Source organism: Enterobacter vonholyi, from assembly GCF_008364555.1.
Taxonomy (GTDB): Bacteria; Pseudomonadota; Gammaproteobacteria; order Enterobacterales; family Enterobacteriaceae; genus Enterobacter; species Enterobacter vonholyi.
In genome coordinates this window covers 51,608-66,377 of the sequence record NZ_VTUC01000007.1, presented here as the reverse complement: position 1 = coordinate 66,377, position 14,770 = coordinate 51,608, and the positions used below count along the sequence as shown (strand labels likewise).

Annotated in this window: 11 protein-coding genes; 4 read left to right on the top strand and 7 right to left on the bottom strand. The window is 57.3% G+C overall.

The features are described 5' to 3' along the window. Window positions 1-437 precede the first annotated feature (437 nt). Complete coding sequence (gene malP, locus F0319_RS13240) at window positions 438-2,831, top strand: maltodextrin phosphorylase (RefSeq protein WP_149367157.1); 2,394 nt, start codon at window positions 438-440, stop codon at window positions 2,829-2,831. Window positions 2,832-2,840: 9 nt separating this feature from the next. Next, window positions 2,841-4,919, top strand: a complete 2,079-nt coding sequence (gene malQ, locus F0319_RS13235) for a 4-alpha-glucanotransferase (protein ID WP_149367156.1) — start codon at window positions 2,841-2,843, stop codon at window positions 4,917-4,919. A gap of 87 nt (window positions 4,920-5,006) precedes the next feature. Here malQ and gntT read toward each other — a convergent pair whose 3' ends face one another. The 3 genes from gntT to gntX all read right to left on the bottom strand — a co-directional run bounded on the left by gntT (window position 5,007) and on the right by gntX (window position 8,025). Beyond that, complete coding sequence (gene gntT, locus F0319_RS13230) at window positions 5,007-6,323, bottom strand: gluconate transporter (protein ID WP_024907902.1); 1,317 nt, start codon at window positions 6,321-6,323, stop codon at window positions 5,007-5,009. 381 nt (window positions 6,324-6,704) lie between these two features. Continuing rightward, window positions 6,705-7,280 carry a Fe-S biogenesis protein NfuA gene (gene nfuA, locus F0319_RS13225; protein WP_008503055.1) on the bottom strand — a complete coding sequence of 192 codons (576 nt, stop codon included), beginning with the start codon at window positions 7,278-7,280 and terminating at the stop codon, window positions 6,705-6,707. 61 nt (window positions 7,281-7,341) lie between these two features. Then, window positions 7,342-8,025: a DNA utilization protein GntX gene (gene gntX, locus F0319_RS13220; protein ID WP_127732505.1), complete on the bottom strand. Its 684-nt coding sequence runs from the start codon at window positions 8,023-8,025 to the stop codon at window positions 7,342-7,344. Between the two features lie 36 nt (window positions 8,026-8,061). Here gntX and bioH point away from each other — a divergent pair, with 36 nt between their 5' ends. Continuing rightward, on the top strand, window positions 8,062-8,835 hold the full coding sequence (bioH, locus tag F0319_RS13215; protein WP_149367155.1) for a pimeloyl-ACP methyl ester esterase BioH: 774 nt from the start codon (window positions 8,062-8,064) through the stop codon (window positions 8,833-8,835). 111 nt (window positions 8,836-8,946) lie between these two features. Beyond that, window positions 8,947-9,216, top strand: a complete 270-nt coding sequence (locus F0319_RS13210; RefSeq protein WP_048976276.1) for a YdgH/BhsA/McbA-like domain containing protein — start codon at window positions 8,947-8,949, stop codon at window positions 9,214-9,216. A gap of 33 nt (window positions 9,217-9,249) precedes the next feature. On the opposite strand, the gene feoC is transcribed toward F0319_RS13210, so the two are convergent. The 4 genes from feoC to F0319_RS13190 form a co-directional block, all read right to left on the bottom strand. Further along, window positions 9,250-9,486 carry a [Fe-S]-dependent transcriptional repressor FeoC gene (gene feoC / locus F0319_RS13205; RefSeq protein ID WP_149367154.1) on the bottom strand — a complete coding sequence of 79 codons (237 nt, stop codon included), beginning with the start codon at window positions 9,484-9,486 and terminating at the stop codon, window positions 9,250-9,252. A gap of 12 nt (window positions 9,487-9,498) precedes the next feature. Continuing rightward, a complete protein-coding gene (gene feoB, locus F0319_RS13200; protein ID WP_149367153.1) occupies window positions 9,499-11,817 on the bottom strand; it encodes a Fe(2+) transporter permease subunit FeoB in 2,319 nt (772 codons plus the stop codon). 30 nt (window positions 11,818-11,847) lie between these two features. Next, window positions 11,848-12,075 (bottom strand): ferrous iron transporter A, encoded by a 228-nt coding sequence (feoA, locus tag F0319_RS13195; RefSeq protein WP_008503050.1) that lies wholly within the window; start codon window positions 12,073-12,075, stop codon window positions 11,848-11,850. A 336-nt stretch (window positions 12,076-12,411) separates the two neighbouring features. Next, entirely contained in the window at window positions 12,412-14,742 is a 2,331-nt protein-coding gene (locus tag F0319_RS13190) for a Tex family protein (RefSeq protein ID WP_149367152.1), read from the bottom strand. Window positions 14,743-14,770: the final 28 nt, after the last annotated feature.

The window sequence follows — 14,770 nt, the reverse complement described above, 5'->3', positions numbered from 1 at the left end:
CAAATGTTGGAACTTTCTCAGAAGGGGTTTAACGCCGCGTCACAGCTGGTTTGTCTGGATACATTGCCGCTGCGCTGAAACTGGTTTCAGAAAGGTATAGTGACGTCAAATTTAATAAAGTGCGGGTAAAGTTGAGTGAGAGTAATAGTCTCCTGAGGTGCAACCCGATGGCTAAATTATTATTCTACGTAAGTAATCATTTCAGAACGTTTTAATTTCACCCAAAACTGCATTTCATTTCTTTGACATTCTCCCGGGTTACTTTTTTATCTTACGGGCACACTCGAACTATGCTCTGAGAGTGGCCTCGATCACACTTTTATGCTCATCCCCGCTACTCCTCCCTGTCTAATCCCCCACAGGAGGAGGAAGAGGGGAAATGAGCCAGGCACACTAGCGCCAACTTGTGTTTTCTTTCTAAAGGATGCCGATCCCCTATGTCACAGCCTACCTTCAACAAAGCTCAATTCCAGGCTGCCCTGACGCGTCAGTGGCAGCGTTTTGGCCTTCATGCTGCAAACGACATGACGCCTCACCAGTGGTGGCAGGCAGTGAGCGGTGCGCTCGCAGAGCAGCTGGATGCTCAGCCCCTGGCAAAACCGGTAAAAGGCCAGCGCCATGTAAACTACATTTCAATGGAATTCCTGATTGGCCGTCTGACGGGCAACAACCTGTTGAACCTTGGCTGGTATCAGGAGGTCGGTGACGTCCTCAAAGAACACGACATTAACCTGACCGACCTGCTGGAAGAAGAGATTGACCCGGCGCTGGGCAACGGCGGCCTGGGACGCCTGGCGGCCTGCTTCCTGGACTCCATGGCGACCGTCGGCCAGTCCGCGATTGGCTATGGTCTGAACTATCAGTACGGCCTGTTCCGTCAGTCGTTTGCCGACGGGCATCAGATGGAAGCGCCGGACGACTGGCATCGCAATACCTATCCGTGGTTCCGCCACAACGCGCAGCTGGACGTACAGGTTGGCATTGGCGGGAAAGTGACAAAGCAGGGTCTCTGGGAACCGGCGTTCACCATCACCGGCGAAGCCTGGGATCTGCCGGTGCTTGGCTACCGTAACGGCGTGGCGCAGCCGCTGCGTCTGTGGCAGGCGAAGCACGCGCATCCGTTTAACCTGACCAAATTCAACGACGGCGATTTCCTGCGCGCCGAGCAGCAGGGCATCGACGCCGAGAAGCTGACCAAAGTCCTCTATCCGAACGACAACCACCTGGCCGGTAAAAAGCTTCGCCTGATGCAGCAGTACTTCCAGTGCGCCTGCTCCGTGGCGGACATTCTGCGTCGCCATCACCTGGCGGGCCGCAAGCTGGCGCAACTGCCGGACTTTGAAGTGATTCAGCTCAACGACACGCACCCGACCATTGCCATCCCGGAGCTGCTGCGCGTGCTGATCGACGAGCACCAGCTGAGCTGGGATGACGCCTGGGCCATCACCAGCCGTACCTTTGCCTACACCAACCACACCCTGATGCCAGAAGCGCTTGAGTGCTGGGATGAGAAGCTGGTGAAAACGCTGCTGCCGCGCCACATGCAGATCATCAACAAAATTAACGACCAGTTTAAAAAGCTCGTGGATAAAACCTGGCCGGGCAACAAGGCGGTCTGGGCGAAGCTGGCGGTGGTTCACGATAAGCAGGTGCGCATGGCGAATATGTGCGTGGTCAGCGGCTTTGCGGTGAACGGCGTGGCGGCGCTGCACTCGGATCTGGTGGTCAAAGATCTCTTCCCGGAATACCACCAGCTGTGGCCAACCAAATTCCACAACGTGACCAACGGCATCACGCCGCGTCGCTGGATCAAGCAGTGCAACCCGCTGCTGGCCGGCCTGCTGGATAAGACCCTGAAGAAAGAGTGGGCCAACGATCTGGACCAGCTCATCAACCTGGAAAAATACGCTGACGACGCGAAATTCCGCGAGCAGTACCGGGCGATCAAGCTGGAGAACAAGGTTCGCCTGGCGGAGTTTGTGAAAGTGCGTACCGGGATTGAGATCAACCCGAACGCCATATTCGATATCCAGATCAAACGTCTGCACGAGTACAAACGCCAGCACCTGAACCTGCTGCACATTCTGGCGCTGTACAAAGAGATCCGCGAGAACCCGCAGGCCGACCGCGTGCCGCGCGTGTTCCTGTTCGGTGCGAAAGCGGCGCCGGGCTACTACCTGGCGAAAAACATTATCCTCGCCATCAATAAAGTGGCGGCGGCGATCAACAGCGATCCGAAAGTGGGCGACAAGTTGAAGGTAGTGTTCCTGCCGGACTACTGCGTCTCGGCGGCGGAAATGCTGATCCCGGCGGCGGATATCTCCGAGCAGATTTCAACCGCAGGAAAAGAAGCCTCCGGTACCGGCAACATGAAGCTAGCGCTGAACGGCGCGCTGACCGTCGGCACGCTCGACGGGGCGAACGTCGAAATCGCCGAGAAGGTGGGCGAAGAGAACATCTTTATCTTCGGCCATACGGTGGAAGAGGTGAAAGCCATCAAGGCCAAAGGCTATGACCCGGTGAAATGGCGTAAGAAAGACAAAGTCCTCGATGCGGTGCTGAAGGAGCTTGAGAGCGGTAAATACAGCGACGGCGATAAGCACGCGTTTGACCAGATGCTGCACAGCATGGACAAACACGGCGGTGACCCTTATCTGGTAATGGCGGACTTCACGGCCTACGTTGAAGCGCAAAAGCAGGTCGACGTGCTGTATCGCGACCAGGAAGCGTGGACCCGCGCGTGCATCCTGAATACCGCCCGCTGCGGTATGTTCAGCTCTGACCGCTCAATCCGTGATTATCAGGCCCGTATCTGGCAGGCAAAACGCTAAGGAAGCGCGATGGAGAGTAAACGTCTGGACAGTGCCGCGCAGGCGGCGGGAATTAGCCTCAGTTACATCAATGCGCACGGCAAACCGCAGTCTATTGGTGCGGACACCAAAAGACGTTTGCTGGATGCCATGCACAAAACCGACGCGAAAGCGTCGGCTGCTCCGGTGCCGAACGTGAAGGTATTCACCGCAGGCAAAAAGATGCCGCTGGCGGTGGAGGGGCACGGCGAGTTTAGCTGGCTTCTTACCACCGAAGAGGGGCATCAGCATAAAGGTCACGCCACCGGCGGCAAAACGTTAAACCTTCCGGCAAAGCTGCCGGAGGGGTATCACACCTTAACGCTCACCCAGGACGATCTGCGTTTCCACTGCCGGGTGATCGTCGCGCCAAAACGCTGCTACGAGCCGCAGGCGCTGCTTGAAGGCAAAAAGCTGTGGGGCGCCTGCGCGCAGCTCTACACTCTGCGTTCCGACAGCAACTGGGGCATCGGTGATTTTGGCGATCTGAAAAAGATGCTGGCATCCGTGGGCGAGCGCGGCGGCGCGTTTATCGGTCTCAACCCAATCCACGCGCTCTATCCGGCCAACCCGGAGAGCGCCAGCCCGTATAGTCCGTCGTCCCGTCGCTGGCTGAACGTTATTTATATCGACGTTAACGCCTTAGATGATTTCAAAAACAGCAAAGAGGCGCAGGCGTGGTGGAAACTCAGCACCACACAGCAGGCGCTGAAGCAGGCGCGCGAAGCCGACTGGGTGGACTATTCCACCGTCACGGCGCTGAAAATGGCCGCGCTGCGTCTGGCGTGGAAAGGCTTTTCGCAGCGCGATGACGAGCAGATGGCGGCGTTCCGCCAGTTCGTGACGCAGGAGGGCGAGAGCCTGTACTGGCAGGCGGCGTTCGATGCGCTGCACGCATATCAGGTAAAAGAGGACGAAATGCGCTGGGGCTGGCCGGTCTGGCCCGAAGCGTATCAGAGCGTCGACAGGCCTGAAGTGAAAGCGTTCTGTAAAAAAAATGCCGATGAAGTGGACTTCTACCTGTGGCTGCAGTGGCTGGCTTATAGCCAGTTTGCCGCCTGCTGGCAGGTGAGCCAGGGCTATAAAATGCCGATTGGCCTGTACCGCGATCTGGCCGTGGGCGTGGCGGAAGGCGGCGCGGAGACCTGGTGTGACCGTGAGCTTTACTGTCTGAAAGCCTCTGTCGGCGCGCCGCCGGATATCCTTGGCCCGCTGGGCCAGAACTGGGGATTGCCGCCGATGGATCCGCACGTCATGGCGGAGCGCGCCTACGAGCCGTTTATCGACCTGCTGCGCGCTAACATGCAGAACTGCGGCGCGCTGCGTATTGACCACGTAATGTCCGTGCTGCGTCTGTGGTGGATCCCGTACGGTGAAACGGCCGATCACGGGGCGTATGTGCAGTATCCGGTTGACGATCTGCTGTCGATCCTGGCCCTGGAAAGCAAGCGCCATCAGTGCATGGTGATCGGTGAAGATCTCGGTACCGTGCCGGTGGAAATTGTCAGCAAGCTCCGCGACAGCGGCGTCTATTCCTATAAAGTGCTCTATTTTGAAAACGACCATGAGAAAACCTTCCGCGCGCCGCAAGCGTACCCTGAACAGTCAATGGCAGTCGCGACGACGCATGACCTTCCTACGCTTCGTGGCTATTGGGAAAGCGGCGATCTGACGCTCGGGAAAACGCTGGGGCTGTATCCTGATGAAGAGGTTCTGCGCGGCCTGTATCAGGATCGCGAGCTTTCCAAACAGGGGCTACTGGATGCGCTGCACAAGCAGGGCTGTCTGCCGAAACGTGCCGGACATAAGGCGTCATTGATGTCGATGACCGCGACCCTCAACCGCGGTTTGCAGCGCTATATTGCCGACAGCAACAGCGCCCTGCTGGGCCTGCAGCCGGAAGACTGGATTGATATGGCGGAGCCGGTGAACATCCCAGGCACCAGCTATCAGTACAAGAACTGGCGTCGAAAGCTGTCCACCACGCTTGAGGCGATGTTTGCCGATGATGGGGTGAACAGGCTGATCAAGGATTTGGATAAGCGGCGAAAAGCTGCTGGTAAGAAGTAATAAAAAACCCGCCAGTGGCGGGGTTTTTATTATCAGGCGGTGCTCATGCAGGTCGGGTAAGGCGTAGCCGCCACCCGACTTAGGGCATCAGACCACCATATTGAGCAGCAGCACCCCGACCAGACCGCACACCGAAATAATGGTTTCCAGCGCGGACCAGGACTTGATGGTTTCACCGATCGTCAGGTTGAAGTACTCCTTGAACAGCCAGAAGCCAGGGTCGTTAACGTGAGAGAAAATCACGCTACCGGAACCGACGGCGATAACCATCAGCTCAGGGCTTACGCCCGTGGTCGCAATCAGCGGGGCAACGATACCGCCTGCGGTGATCGCCGCAACGGTCGCTGAACCCAGCGCAATACGCAGAACCGCGGCAATAGACCAGGCCATCAGGAGCGGCGATACGTTGGTTTCATGCATCATGGCGGCGATGTATTTGTCCACGCCGCTGTCGACCAGAACCTGCTTGAATGCACCGCCACCGCCGATGATCAGGAGCATCATGGCAATGATTTTGATTGAAGAGGTCAGCGTGTCGTTGATCTGATCCATGGAGCGGCCACGGTTCAAACCGAAGGTGAACATCGCGATCAGCACGGCAATCAGCGTTGCCATCACCGGGTCACCCAGGAATTCCGCCACGGACAGGAACGCATGACCTTTAGGCAGGATCATCTCTGCCACGGCGCGCATCGCCATCAGGATCACCGGTACCAGGGAGGTCCAGACGCTGACGCCAAAGCCCGGCATCTCTTCTTCGGTGAAGGTTTTGGCGCTGTACAGACCTTCCGGAATCGGCTTATCAATGCCTTTCAGGAAGCGGGCATAAACCGGGCCGGCCAGAATCACCGTCGGGATCGCCAGAATCGTACCGAACAGCAGAGTTTTACCCATATCCGCGTGGAAGATGGTCGCGATAGCGGTTGGACCCGGGTGCGGCGGCAGGAAGCCGTGGGTCACGGACAGCGCCGCAGCCATTGGCACGCCGACATACAGCAGCGGGATGCTCGCGGCAGCCGCAATGGTGAACACCAGCGGCAGCATCAATACGAAGCCCACTTCATAGAACAGCGCGAAACCAACGGTAAAGCCGGTTAACACTACTGCCCACTGAATGTTCTTCTTACCGAATTTGTCGATAAGCGTGGTGGCAATACGCTGCGCGCCCCCGCAGTCCGCCAGCATTTTACCGAGCATGGCGCCGAAGCCCATGATCAATGCCAGGCTGCCGAGCGTGCCGCCGACACCGGCTTTAATCGAGCTGATAACTTTCACCAGCGGCATCCCTTGCATCAGACCGACTGCAAGTGCCACCAGAACCAGAGCGATAAATCCGTTCATTTTGAAACGGATCATCAAGAGCAGTAATAACACAACACCGATAGCAACGATGACTAATGGCATGATTTACCTGGCCTTTGAATTGTTATGGGTAACGTCATTGTTTCAACGACAAATTCCGATTGTCCCAACTGGGAACAGAGAAGTAACGGCACTAATACTGATGCCTTTTAAACGATTAAGTTTAGTCGGCTGTTATGGGTGTGCTTAGTGCCCATGAGAATGATACGGGTAACATGACGTGATTGAGAATCACCCTGGCAGGCAAAATGTGAATTATGAGACGCAGGTCAACATATAGAGGGAGAGGTAAACGCAAAACGGTAACCACGAGGTTACCGTTTTTAATGTTTCACCCTCGCACGAGGAAGAGGGCGTCAGACCGCACTGTTTCTGTAGGCCCAGTAAGCGCAGCGCCACCGGGCAATACAAATCGGCACTGAATTAGTAGTAGGAGTGCTCGCCGCGCTGGTGTTCGGTCAGGTCACGCACGCCTTTCAGTTCCGGGAACTCGTTCAGCAGCTGCTTCTCGATCCCTTCTTTCAGGGTGACATCGACCATTGAACAACCGTTACAACCGCCGCCAAACTGCAGGATGGCAAAACCTTCGTCGGTGATTTCCATCAGGGAAACACGGCCGCCGTGGCCCGCCAGCTGTGGGTTGATCTGGGATTGCAGCAGATACTCAACGCGCTCCATCAGAGGGGCATCGTCAGACACTTTACGCATTTTCGCGTTCGGCGCTTTCAGGGTCAGCTGAGAACCCAGCTGATCGGTGACGAAGTCGATCTCCGCATCTTCAAGATACGGTGCGCTCAGCTCATCAACATAGGCGGTGAGCTGTTCAAACTTAAGGGCAGTGTCAGTAGCTTCCACAGCGTCCGGAGGACAATAAGAAACACCACATTCTGCATTCGGCGTGCCTGGATTGATCACAAACACACGGATCTGCGTCCCTTCTTCCTGATTTGCCAGCAGTTTGGCAAAGTGCGCTTGTGCAGAATCGGAAATACGGATCATAGCTTTGGCCTAATAGTTGACTAAATTACCTGGGTATAATCATACGCCCATTGAAGAAGGGCTACAAGGTACGGCACAGACACCATACCTGAACCGACGCGGCGCCGCTTTGCAAAAGCAGTCGGGAAAGTTCAGCAACGGTACTGCCTGTGGTGACAACATCATCCACAATCGCGATATGGAGCCCGTCGACCGGCAATTCAAGGCGAAAGGCATTTTTGAGGTTTCTTTTGCGAAGCCGGGCGCTGAGCTGATGCTGGATGGCGGTGGCATGAACACGTGTCAGCGCGCGGGCATCATACCGACAGCCGAGCCACCGTGCGAGGGGACGGCAGAGCAGGTCACTCTGGTTATAGCCGCGCCGCCAGTGACGACGCCGGTATAGGGGGACACTCACCACCATGTCGATTTTTGGCAGAGCCCGCTGACGTCGCGCCTGCAAAACCGCCAGCAACAGCAGGCGAGCAAGGGGCTGTGCCAGCGAGCTCTGCCCGGAAAACTTCAGCGCGTGGATCAGCCTGTTCAGCGGCGGAACATAATCATCCACCGCCACCATCGCGCTCCACGGCGGGGACTTTTTCAGGCAACGGCCACAGGGCAAAGCGGGATTCGTGGCCGGTAAACCACATTGTGGGCAGATCCCGATACGCCATTGCAGCGATCGCGTACAGACGGAGCAGATGCCCCACCCGCCTAGTGCCAGCGGCATTCGGCATAGCCAGCACAACCCAGGTACTGTTAGCATGTGCAACCTCCATGTGAAAAAAGAGAACAGTAACTGATGAAGACGCTGTGGTGGCAGACCGTCGGGACAGGAAATTGCCATCTTGTGCTGCTGCACGGATGGGGACTGAATGCTGAAGTATGGCGTTGCGTAAGCGAGGAACTCGCCTCGCATTTCACGCTGCATCTGGTGGATTTGCCGGGGTATGGCCGCAGCCGCGGTTTTGGGGCCATGTCGCTTGATGAGATGGCGGAGCAGGTTCTGAACGCTGCTCCGCAAAATGCCATCTGGCTGGGCTGGAGCCTGGGCGGGCTGGTGGCGAGCCAGATTGCGCTGTCGAGACCTGACCGCGTAAAAGCGCTGGTGACCGTGGCGTCGTCGCCCTGTTTTAGCGCGCGGGACGCGTGGCCCGGTATCAAGCCAGAGGTGCTGGCGGGGTTCCAGCAGCAGCTGAGCGACGATTTCCAGCGGACAGTAGAGCGGTTCCTCGCGCTGCAGACGATGGGTACTGAAACCGCGCGTCAGGATGCCCGTACGCTGAAGCAAACTGTGCTTTCGCTGCCGATGCCGGAGGTTGAGGTGCTTAACGGTGGCCTGGAGATCCTGAAAACGGTTGATCTGCGCGAGCCGCTGGCCGCCCTGACGATGCCGCACCTGCGTATCTATGGCTACCTCGACGGAATTGTCCCGCGCAAAGTGGCTCCGCTGCTGGATTCGCTCTGGCCGGACAGTGAATCGCAGATCGTTGCCAAAGCTGCACATGCCCCGTTTATCTCTCATCCGACGGAATTTTGTTCAGCGCTGATTGCGTTAAGTCAACGTTTCGACTGATTATTTTCTATCCTGCCTGGAAAAAGTAACACACCGCAACCATACTCCAGATGTCGTTGCGGTTGTTCTGCCTACGATAATCAAAACAACAATCCTATGGAGAGTCAGGCTATGAAACTTGTTACAGGTATTGTCACTTCTCTGGTTATTGGGTCACTGTCATTTGGCGTCTTTGCGGCAAAAGAGCTGGAAAAAGATAAAGTTGCCAGCATGAATCTGACGAAAATTGGTGAAATTTCTACGTCTGACACCACCGCGCCGATGGATGCTCGCAGAGAGCTCTCGAAGAAAGCGGATGAGCTGGGCGGAACGTACTACGTCGTCACCAGCGCAGAAAAACAGACCAAAAACGTACGCGCAACGGCGGACGTCTACAAGTAATACGACAAAGCCAGGCAGCAATGCCTGGCTTTATTAACGCAGTGCCCACCACTCCCTGAGGCAGGCCTTTCCTTCCGGACAGCTTTTACAACTGCCGGAGAGACAGCCTTCCGCGTCTTCCTGAATCCGCACGGCTTTCCCCATGGCTTCCAGTCTTTCCAGCATGGCATCGATCATCGGCTGCGGCGTATGCAGGCTGAGGCTCAGCTGTTTCGCCTCCATTCGCCCCTGCAGTGCCAGCATGTCACGAACCTGAATCAACGATGCCATGGGGTGTGCTCCTTAGTGACAGTCGCCCGCCGGGCTGCTGCAGCAGGTCGCGGCGGTTTTACGGTTTGCCAGCAGGTCGATGTCGACGCGGCTGCGCGCCCGTCGCAGCAGACCGAGCACGACCACGTTAAACAGCACAACCGCAAGAATGCAGACCAGGCTGTAGCGCGGATGCTGGTTGAAGTTAACGGTTTGATAAAACAGCGTGGCCAGCGAGTAAGCGATATTCAGCCCCCACAGGATGGAGAAGCCCATCCAGCCGCGGCTGGACTCGCGAGCAATCGCCCCCATCACGGAGATGCACGGAATGTAGAGCAGAACAAAAATGAGGTAGCTGTAGGCCGCAGACGCGCTGCCAAATTTCTCGCTCATCACCCCCATGGCACCCGTCGCCATTTCGCCGTCGCCTTTACTCGCTTCAATCGGGTTCGCCAGCACGCTCAGGCTGAAGGTGTCCTTCAGGCTCTGCCAGGTTTCCTCTACGGCACCCAGCAGTTCATCACCGAGATGAAACTCAGCCGGATTAAATTCCTGCTCCTGAATGTTCTCGGCGGTGTAGAGCGTGTTCAGGGTACCGACAACCACCTCTTTTGCCATCGCGCCGGTAAACAGCCCGACGGTTGCCTGCCAGTTATCCTCATGCACGCCAATCGGTTTGAAGACCGGCGTGATGACGCGGCTGACGGAGGCGAGGGCAGAGTCGTTAATGTTATCTGCCGCCTGTCCGCTGAGGGTGAAGCTGTTCAGCGCGCTCAGGAAAATACTGACGATGACAATCACCTTACCAGCGCGCAGGACGAAGCCTTTCAGGCGCTGCCAGGTCTGGATCGCCAGGCTTTTCAGATGGGGGACGTGGTACACCGGCAGCTCCATCACGAACGGTGACGCTTCACCGCGCATTATGGTGTGTTTCAGCATTAAGCCGGTGAGGATCGCCATCACGATGCCCAGCACGTAGAGCGAGAAGACCGCCAGCGCGCCCTGCTGGCCAAAGAAGGCTGCCGCAAAGACCGCGAAGATCGCCAGTCGGGCACCGCAGGACATAAACGGCGCCATCATAATGGTCATCAGACGTTCACGCGGCGCATCCAGGGTGCGTGCGCCCATCACCGACGGCACGTTACAGCCGAAGCCGACAATCAGCGGGACGAAGGATTTACCCGGCAGGCCCAGCGCCTGCATCAGACGGTCCATCACGAACGCCGCGCGCGCCATGTAGCCGGAATCTTCCAGAAACGAGAGGAACAGGTACATCATACCGATCTGCGGCACCAGCGGCAGAACGGTATTAATACCGCCGCCGATCCCCTGCGCGAGGAAGATGGTTAGCCATTCCGGGAAGTGCAGAGTGTAACCTACCCACTGGATCCCGTGGACGAAGACCGCGACGGAACCGGCGTCAAAAATCGGCTGCAGTGCGCCACCGATGTTAATGGCAAGCAGGAACATCACGTACATCACCAGCAGAAAGATCGGCAAACCCAGGAAGCGGTTAAGCACGACCTTATCCACCGCCGCCGTAAAGCGGCTGGGTTCCGCCGTCAGCGCGTTACTCACCACGTCGCAAATCGAGGCGATGGCCTGGTAACGGGCATCGGCTATGTGCAGCGCCGGGTCGTCCAGCTCGTCGCTAAGACGAGCCATCGTCGCGTCCAGCTTCTCTGCTGCATGCCCGGCGTAAGCGCGGCTGTAGATATCCCCTTCCAGCATCTGCAGGCCAAGCCACAGGCGCTGTTTTGCTGGCATACCGGTATCCATCTCCTGCGCCAGCACGTTGGCTTCACGCAGGAGGGGCTTCGCGTAATGCACCAGCTCAACGTCGCGATTTCCCGCGTGACGGTCAATGGCCAGCTTCAGCGCATCAATACCGCGAGCCCGCGTCGAAACCAGCGGAACTACCGGGCATCCCAGGCGCGCGGAGAGGGCATCGACGTCGATGCGCAGCTTTTGTTTCTCTGCGATGTCGAGCATGTTGAGCGCCACGATGCAGGGGATACCCAGCTCCAGCAGCTGCAGCGTCAGATAGAGGTTACGCTCGAGGTTTGAGGCATCGACCACGTTGATCAGCAGATCCGCGTCGCCGCCAAGAATATAGTGACAGGCGATTTGCTCATCGAGCGAGGTTTGTGACGAAATGGTGGTTAAGGAGTAGGTGCCGGGAAGGTCAACCAGCGTCACCTGGTTGTCTGTCGTCGTGAACTGGCCCTCTTTACGCTCAACCGTCACGCCCGCCCAGTTGCCTACGCGCTGGCGTGCCCCGGTCAGCTGGTTAAAAAGCGTGGTCTTGCCGGAATTAGGATTGCCAATTAAGCCAATAGTTAACTTTTTCATTTTTTTAGACTCACTGAAACCGCTGGCTTGTTATCGGGATAAGGCTTCGACTTCTATTAATGCGAGGTCTTTCTTACGCAGGACCAGATTCACGCGGCGGGTTTCGATATGAACCGGGTCCCCTAGCGGCGCCACGCGCACGACCTGAAATGACGAGCCGGGCAGCATGCCCAGCGACAGCAGCTTTTGCCGATAGGCTGGGCTAATTTCGCGGGTAAAACCGGTAATCTTCCATGCACTGTCTGGAGTGAATTGCATAACGCCTGATTCCACGAAAGGTTAAATTATCTACTATGGGATGATAATGAGAATAGTTTTTATCAGCAATATTAAAACTGTGACGGAATGTTGTTTGCGGTATTAATTTACGGCCTGTTTGACCTTGCTCAATATTTGCTGAATTGCCTGGAAAACGAAAAGGGGAGTATTTGTTAACGGGGTGATAATTAGTGGTTTAAATATGGCTATGCAATCGGTTTCATATATTTCGATATGAATTTATTCCCCCACCCATGAGGACGAGGGGAAAAGACCGCACCGTGCGATCCCCTCTCCCCTTTGGGGAGAGGGTTAGGGTGAGGGGCATTTACAACCTTAGCGTTTTTTACCCATCGCTGCCGCCAGCGCATCCATCATCGCGCTGTTGCCTGCAGGCTGAGCATCACGTCCGCGCGGTTTTGCCGCTTTCGCGGCGGGACGCTGCGGTTCGCGGCCCCCGCCGTTGCCGCCGCGGCGCGCGTTGGTGTCGCCCGGCTGCTCGTCCAGACGCATGGTCAGCGCGATACGCTTGCGCTGCAGATCCACTTCCAGCACTTTGACCTTCACGATGTCGCCCGCTTTAACCACGGTGTGCGGGTCTTCAACAAACTTGTCGGCAAGGGATGAGATATGCACCAGACCATCCTGATGCACGCCGATATCCACAAATGCGCCAAAGTTGGTCACGTTGGTCACCGCGCCTTCCAGCACCATGCCCGGCAGCAGGTCGTTCATGGTCTCGATACCGTCAGCAAAGGTCGCCGTTTTGAACTCAGGACGCGGATCGCGGCCCGGCTTTTCCAGCTCTTTGATAATATCGGTGACGGTTGGCACACCAAATTTGTCGTCAGTGAAATCAACGGCTTTCAGGTTGCGCAGGGCGCTGCTGTCGCCCATGAGATCTTTCAGCGCCTGCTGGGTGGCGGCCAGGATGCGTTCCACCACAGGGTACGCTTCCGGGTGAACGGTGGAGGCATCCAGCGGGTTATCGCCGTGGTTGATGCGCAGGAAGCCCGCACACTGCTCAAATGCTTTTGGACCCAGACGGCTCACCTTCAGCAGCTGCTGACGGTTCTGGAACTGACCGTTCTCATCACGCCAGGCGACGATGTTCTGCGCCATCATGCGGGTTAAGCCCGCCACGCGGGTCAGCAGGGGAACGGAGGCGGTATTCAGATCAACGCCGACGGCGTTTACGCAGTCTTCCACCACCGCATCCAGCTTGCGCGCCAGCTGAGTCTGGCTCACGTCATGCTGATACTGGCCCACGCCGATGGATTTCGGATCGATCTTCACCAGCTCCGCCAGCGGATCCTGCAGGCGGCGAGCGATAGAAACTGCCCCGCGCAGGGAAACGTCCAGGTCCGGGAATTCCTGGGCCGCCAGCTCGGACGCGGAATAGACGGATGCCCCGGCCTCGCTGACGATCACTTTCTGTGCCGTCACTTTCGGGAACTGCTTCTGCACGTCGAGGTAGAAACGCTCGGTTTCACGAGAGGCCGTACCGTTGCCGATGGCAACCAGCTCGACGTTGTATTTTTCGCACAGCGCCGCCACCACGACGGCCGCTTTCGCTGCCTGGCCGGTGTGCGGATAAATGGTATCGGTCGCCACCAGCTTGCCGGTGCCGTCAACCACAGCGACCTTCACGCCGGTACGCAGACCCGGGTCGAGACCCATGGTCGCGCGCAGGCCGGCAGGGGCGGCCATCAGCAGGTCGTGCAGGTTACGGGCGAAGACGTTAATCGCTTCATCTTCGGCGCGTTCGCGCACGGTGCCCATCAGCTCGGTTTCGAGGTGCATCAGCACCTTGATGCGCCAGGTCCAGCTTACTACGCCTTTACGCCAGCTGTCCGCCGGGGCGTTGTTCAGACGCAGGCCGAGATGGTCGATAATGATCTGCTCGCAGTGGCTCTCTTTCGGCGGCTCGTCAAACTGCGGGTCGGCGTTCAGGGAGAGCTGGAGCACGCCTTCGTTGCGGCCGCGGAACATTGCCAGCGCGCGGTGGGAAGGGGTAGTAGAAATCGGTTCGTGGTGATCGAAATAGTCGCGGAATTTCGCGCCTTCTTCCTCTTTACCCGCGACGACGGTAGAGACGATGTGGGCATTCTTCCACAGGTAATCACGCACTTTAGCGAGCAGCGCGGCGTCTTCGGCGAAGCGCTCCATCAGAATGTAGCGTGCGCCGTCGAGGGCGGCCTTGGTGTCCGCCACGCCTTTGTCAGCGTCGATAAATTTCGCCGCTTCGGTTTCCGGATCGTGCGACGGCTCGTTCCACAGCAGGTCGGCCAGCGGCTCAAGGCCCGCTTCAATCGCAATCTGCCCGCGCGTGCGGCGCTTCGGTTTGTACGGCAGATAGAGATCTTCTAATTCGGTTTTGCTCAGGGTGCCGTTAATGGCGCTTTCCAGATCGCTGGTCAGTTTGCCCTGTTCGCCGATGGATTTGAGGATCGCCTGACGACGTTCTTCCAGTTCGCGCAGATAACCGAGACGGGTCTCCAGGTTACGCAGCTGCGTGTCATCCAGACCGCCGGTGACTTCCTTACGATAGCGTGCAATAAACGGCACGGTGTTCCCTTCATCAAGCAGGCGAACGGCAGCTTCTACCTGTTCGGCTCTGGCCTGAATATCACCCGCAATAATGCGGCAGAGCGAATCATTCATCATGGCTTTATCATCTGTTGAGTCGAAAAAA

Coding starts and splice junctions, on each gene's coding strand:
- malQ (WP_149367156.1), top strand. CDS start 2,841: ATGGAGAGTAAACGTCTGGACAGTGCCGCGCAGGCGGCGGGAATTAGC.
- F0319_RS13210 (WP_048976276.1), top strand. CDS start 8,947: ATGAAACTTGTTACAGGTATTGTCACTTCTCTGGTTATTGGGTCACTG.
- feoC (WP_149367154.1), bottom strand. CDS start 9,486: ATGGCATCGTTGATTCAGGTTCGTGACATGCTGGCACTGCAGGGGCGA.
- nfuA (WP_008503055.1), bottom strand. CDS start 7,280: ATGATCCGTATTTCCGATTCTGCACAAGCGCACTTTGCCAAACTGCTG.
- gntT (WP_024907902.1), bottom strand. CDS start 6,323: ATGCCATTAGTCATCGTTGCTATCGGTGTTGTGTTATTACTGCTCTTG.
- malP (WP_149367157.1), top strand. CDS start 438: ATGTCACAGCCTACCTTCAACAAAGCTCAATTCCAGGCTGCCCTGACG.
- feoB (WP_149367153.1), bottom strand. CDS start 11,817: ATGAAAAAGTTAACTATTGGCTTAATTGGCAATCCTAATTCCGGCAAG.
- feoA (WP_008503050.1), bottom strand. CDS start 12,075: ATGCAATTCACTCCAGACAGTGCATGGAAGATTACCGGTTTTACCCGC.
- bioH (WP_149367155.1), top strand. CDS start 8,062: ATGAAGACGCTGTGGTGGCAGACCGTCGGGACAGGAAATTGCCATCTT.
- gntX (WP_127732505.1), bottom strand. CDS start 8,025: ATGCTAACAGTACCTGGGTTGTGCTGGCTATGCCGAATGCCGCTGGCA.
- F0319_RS13190 (WP_149367152.1), bottom strand. CDS start 14,742: ATGATGAATGATTCGCTCTGCCGCATTATTGCGGGTGATATTCAGGCC.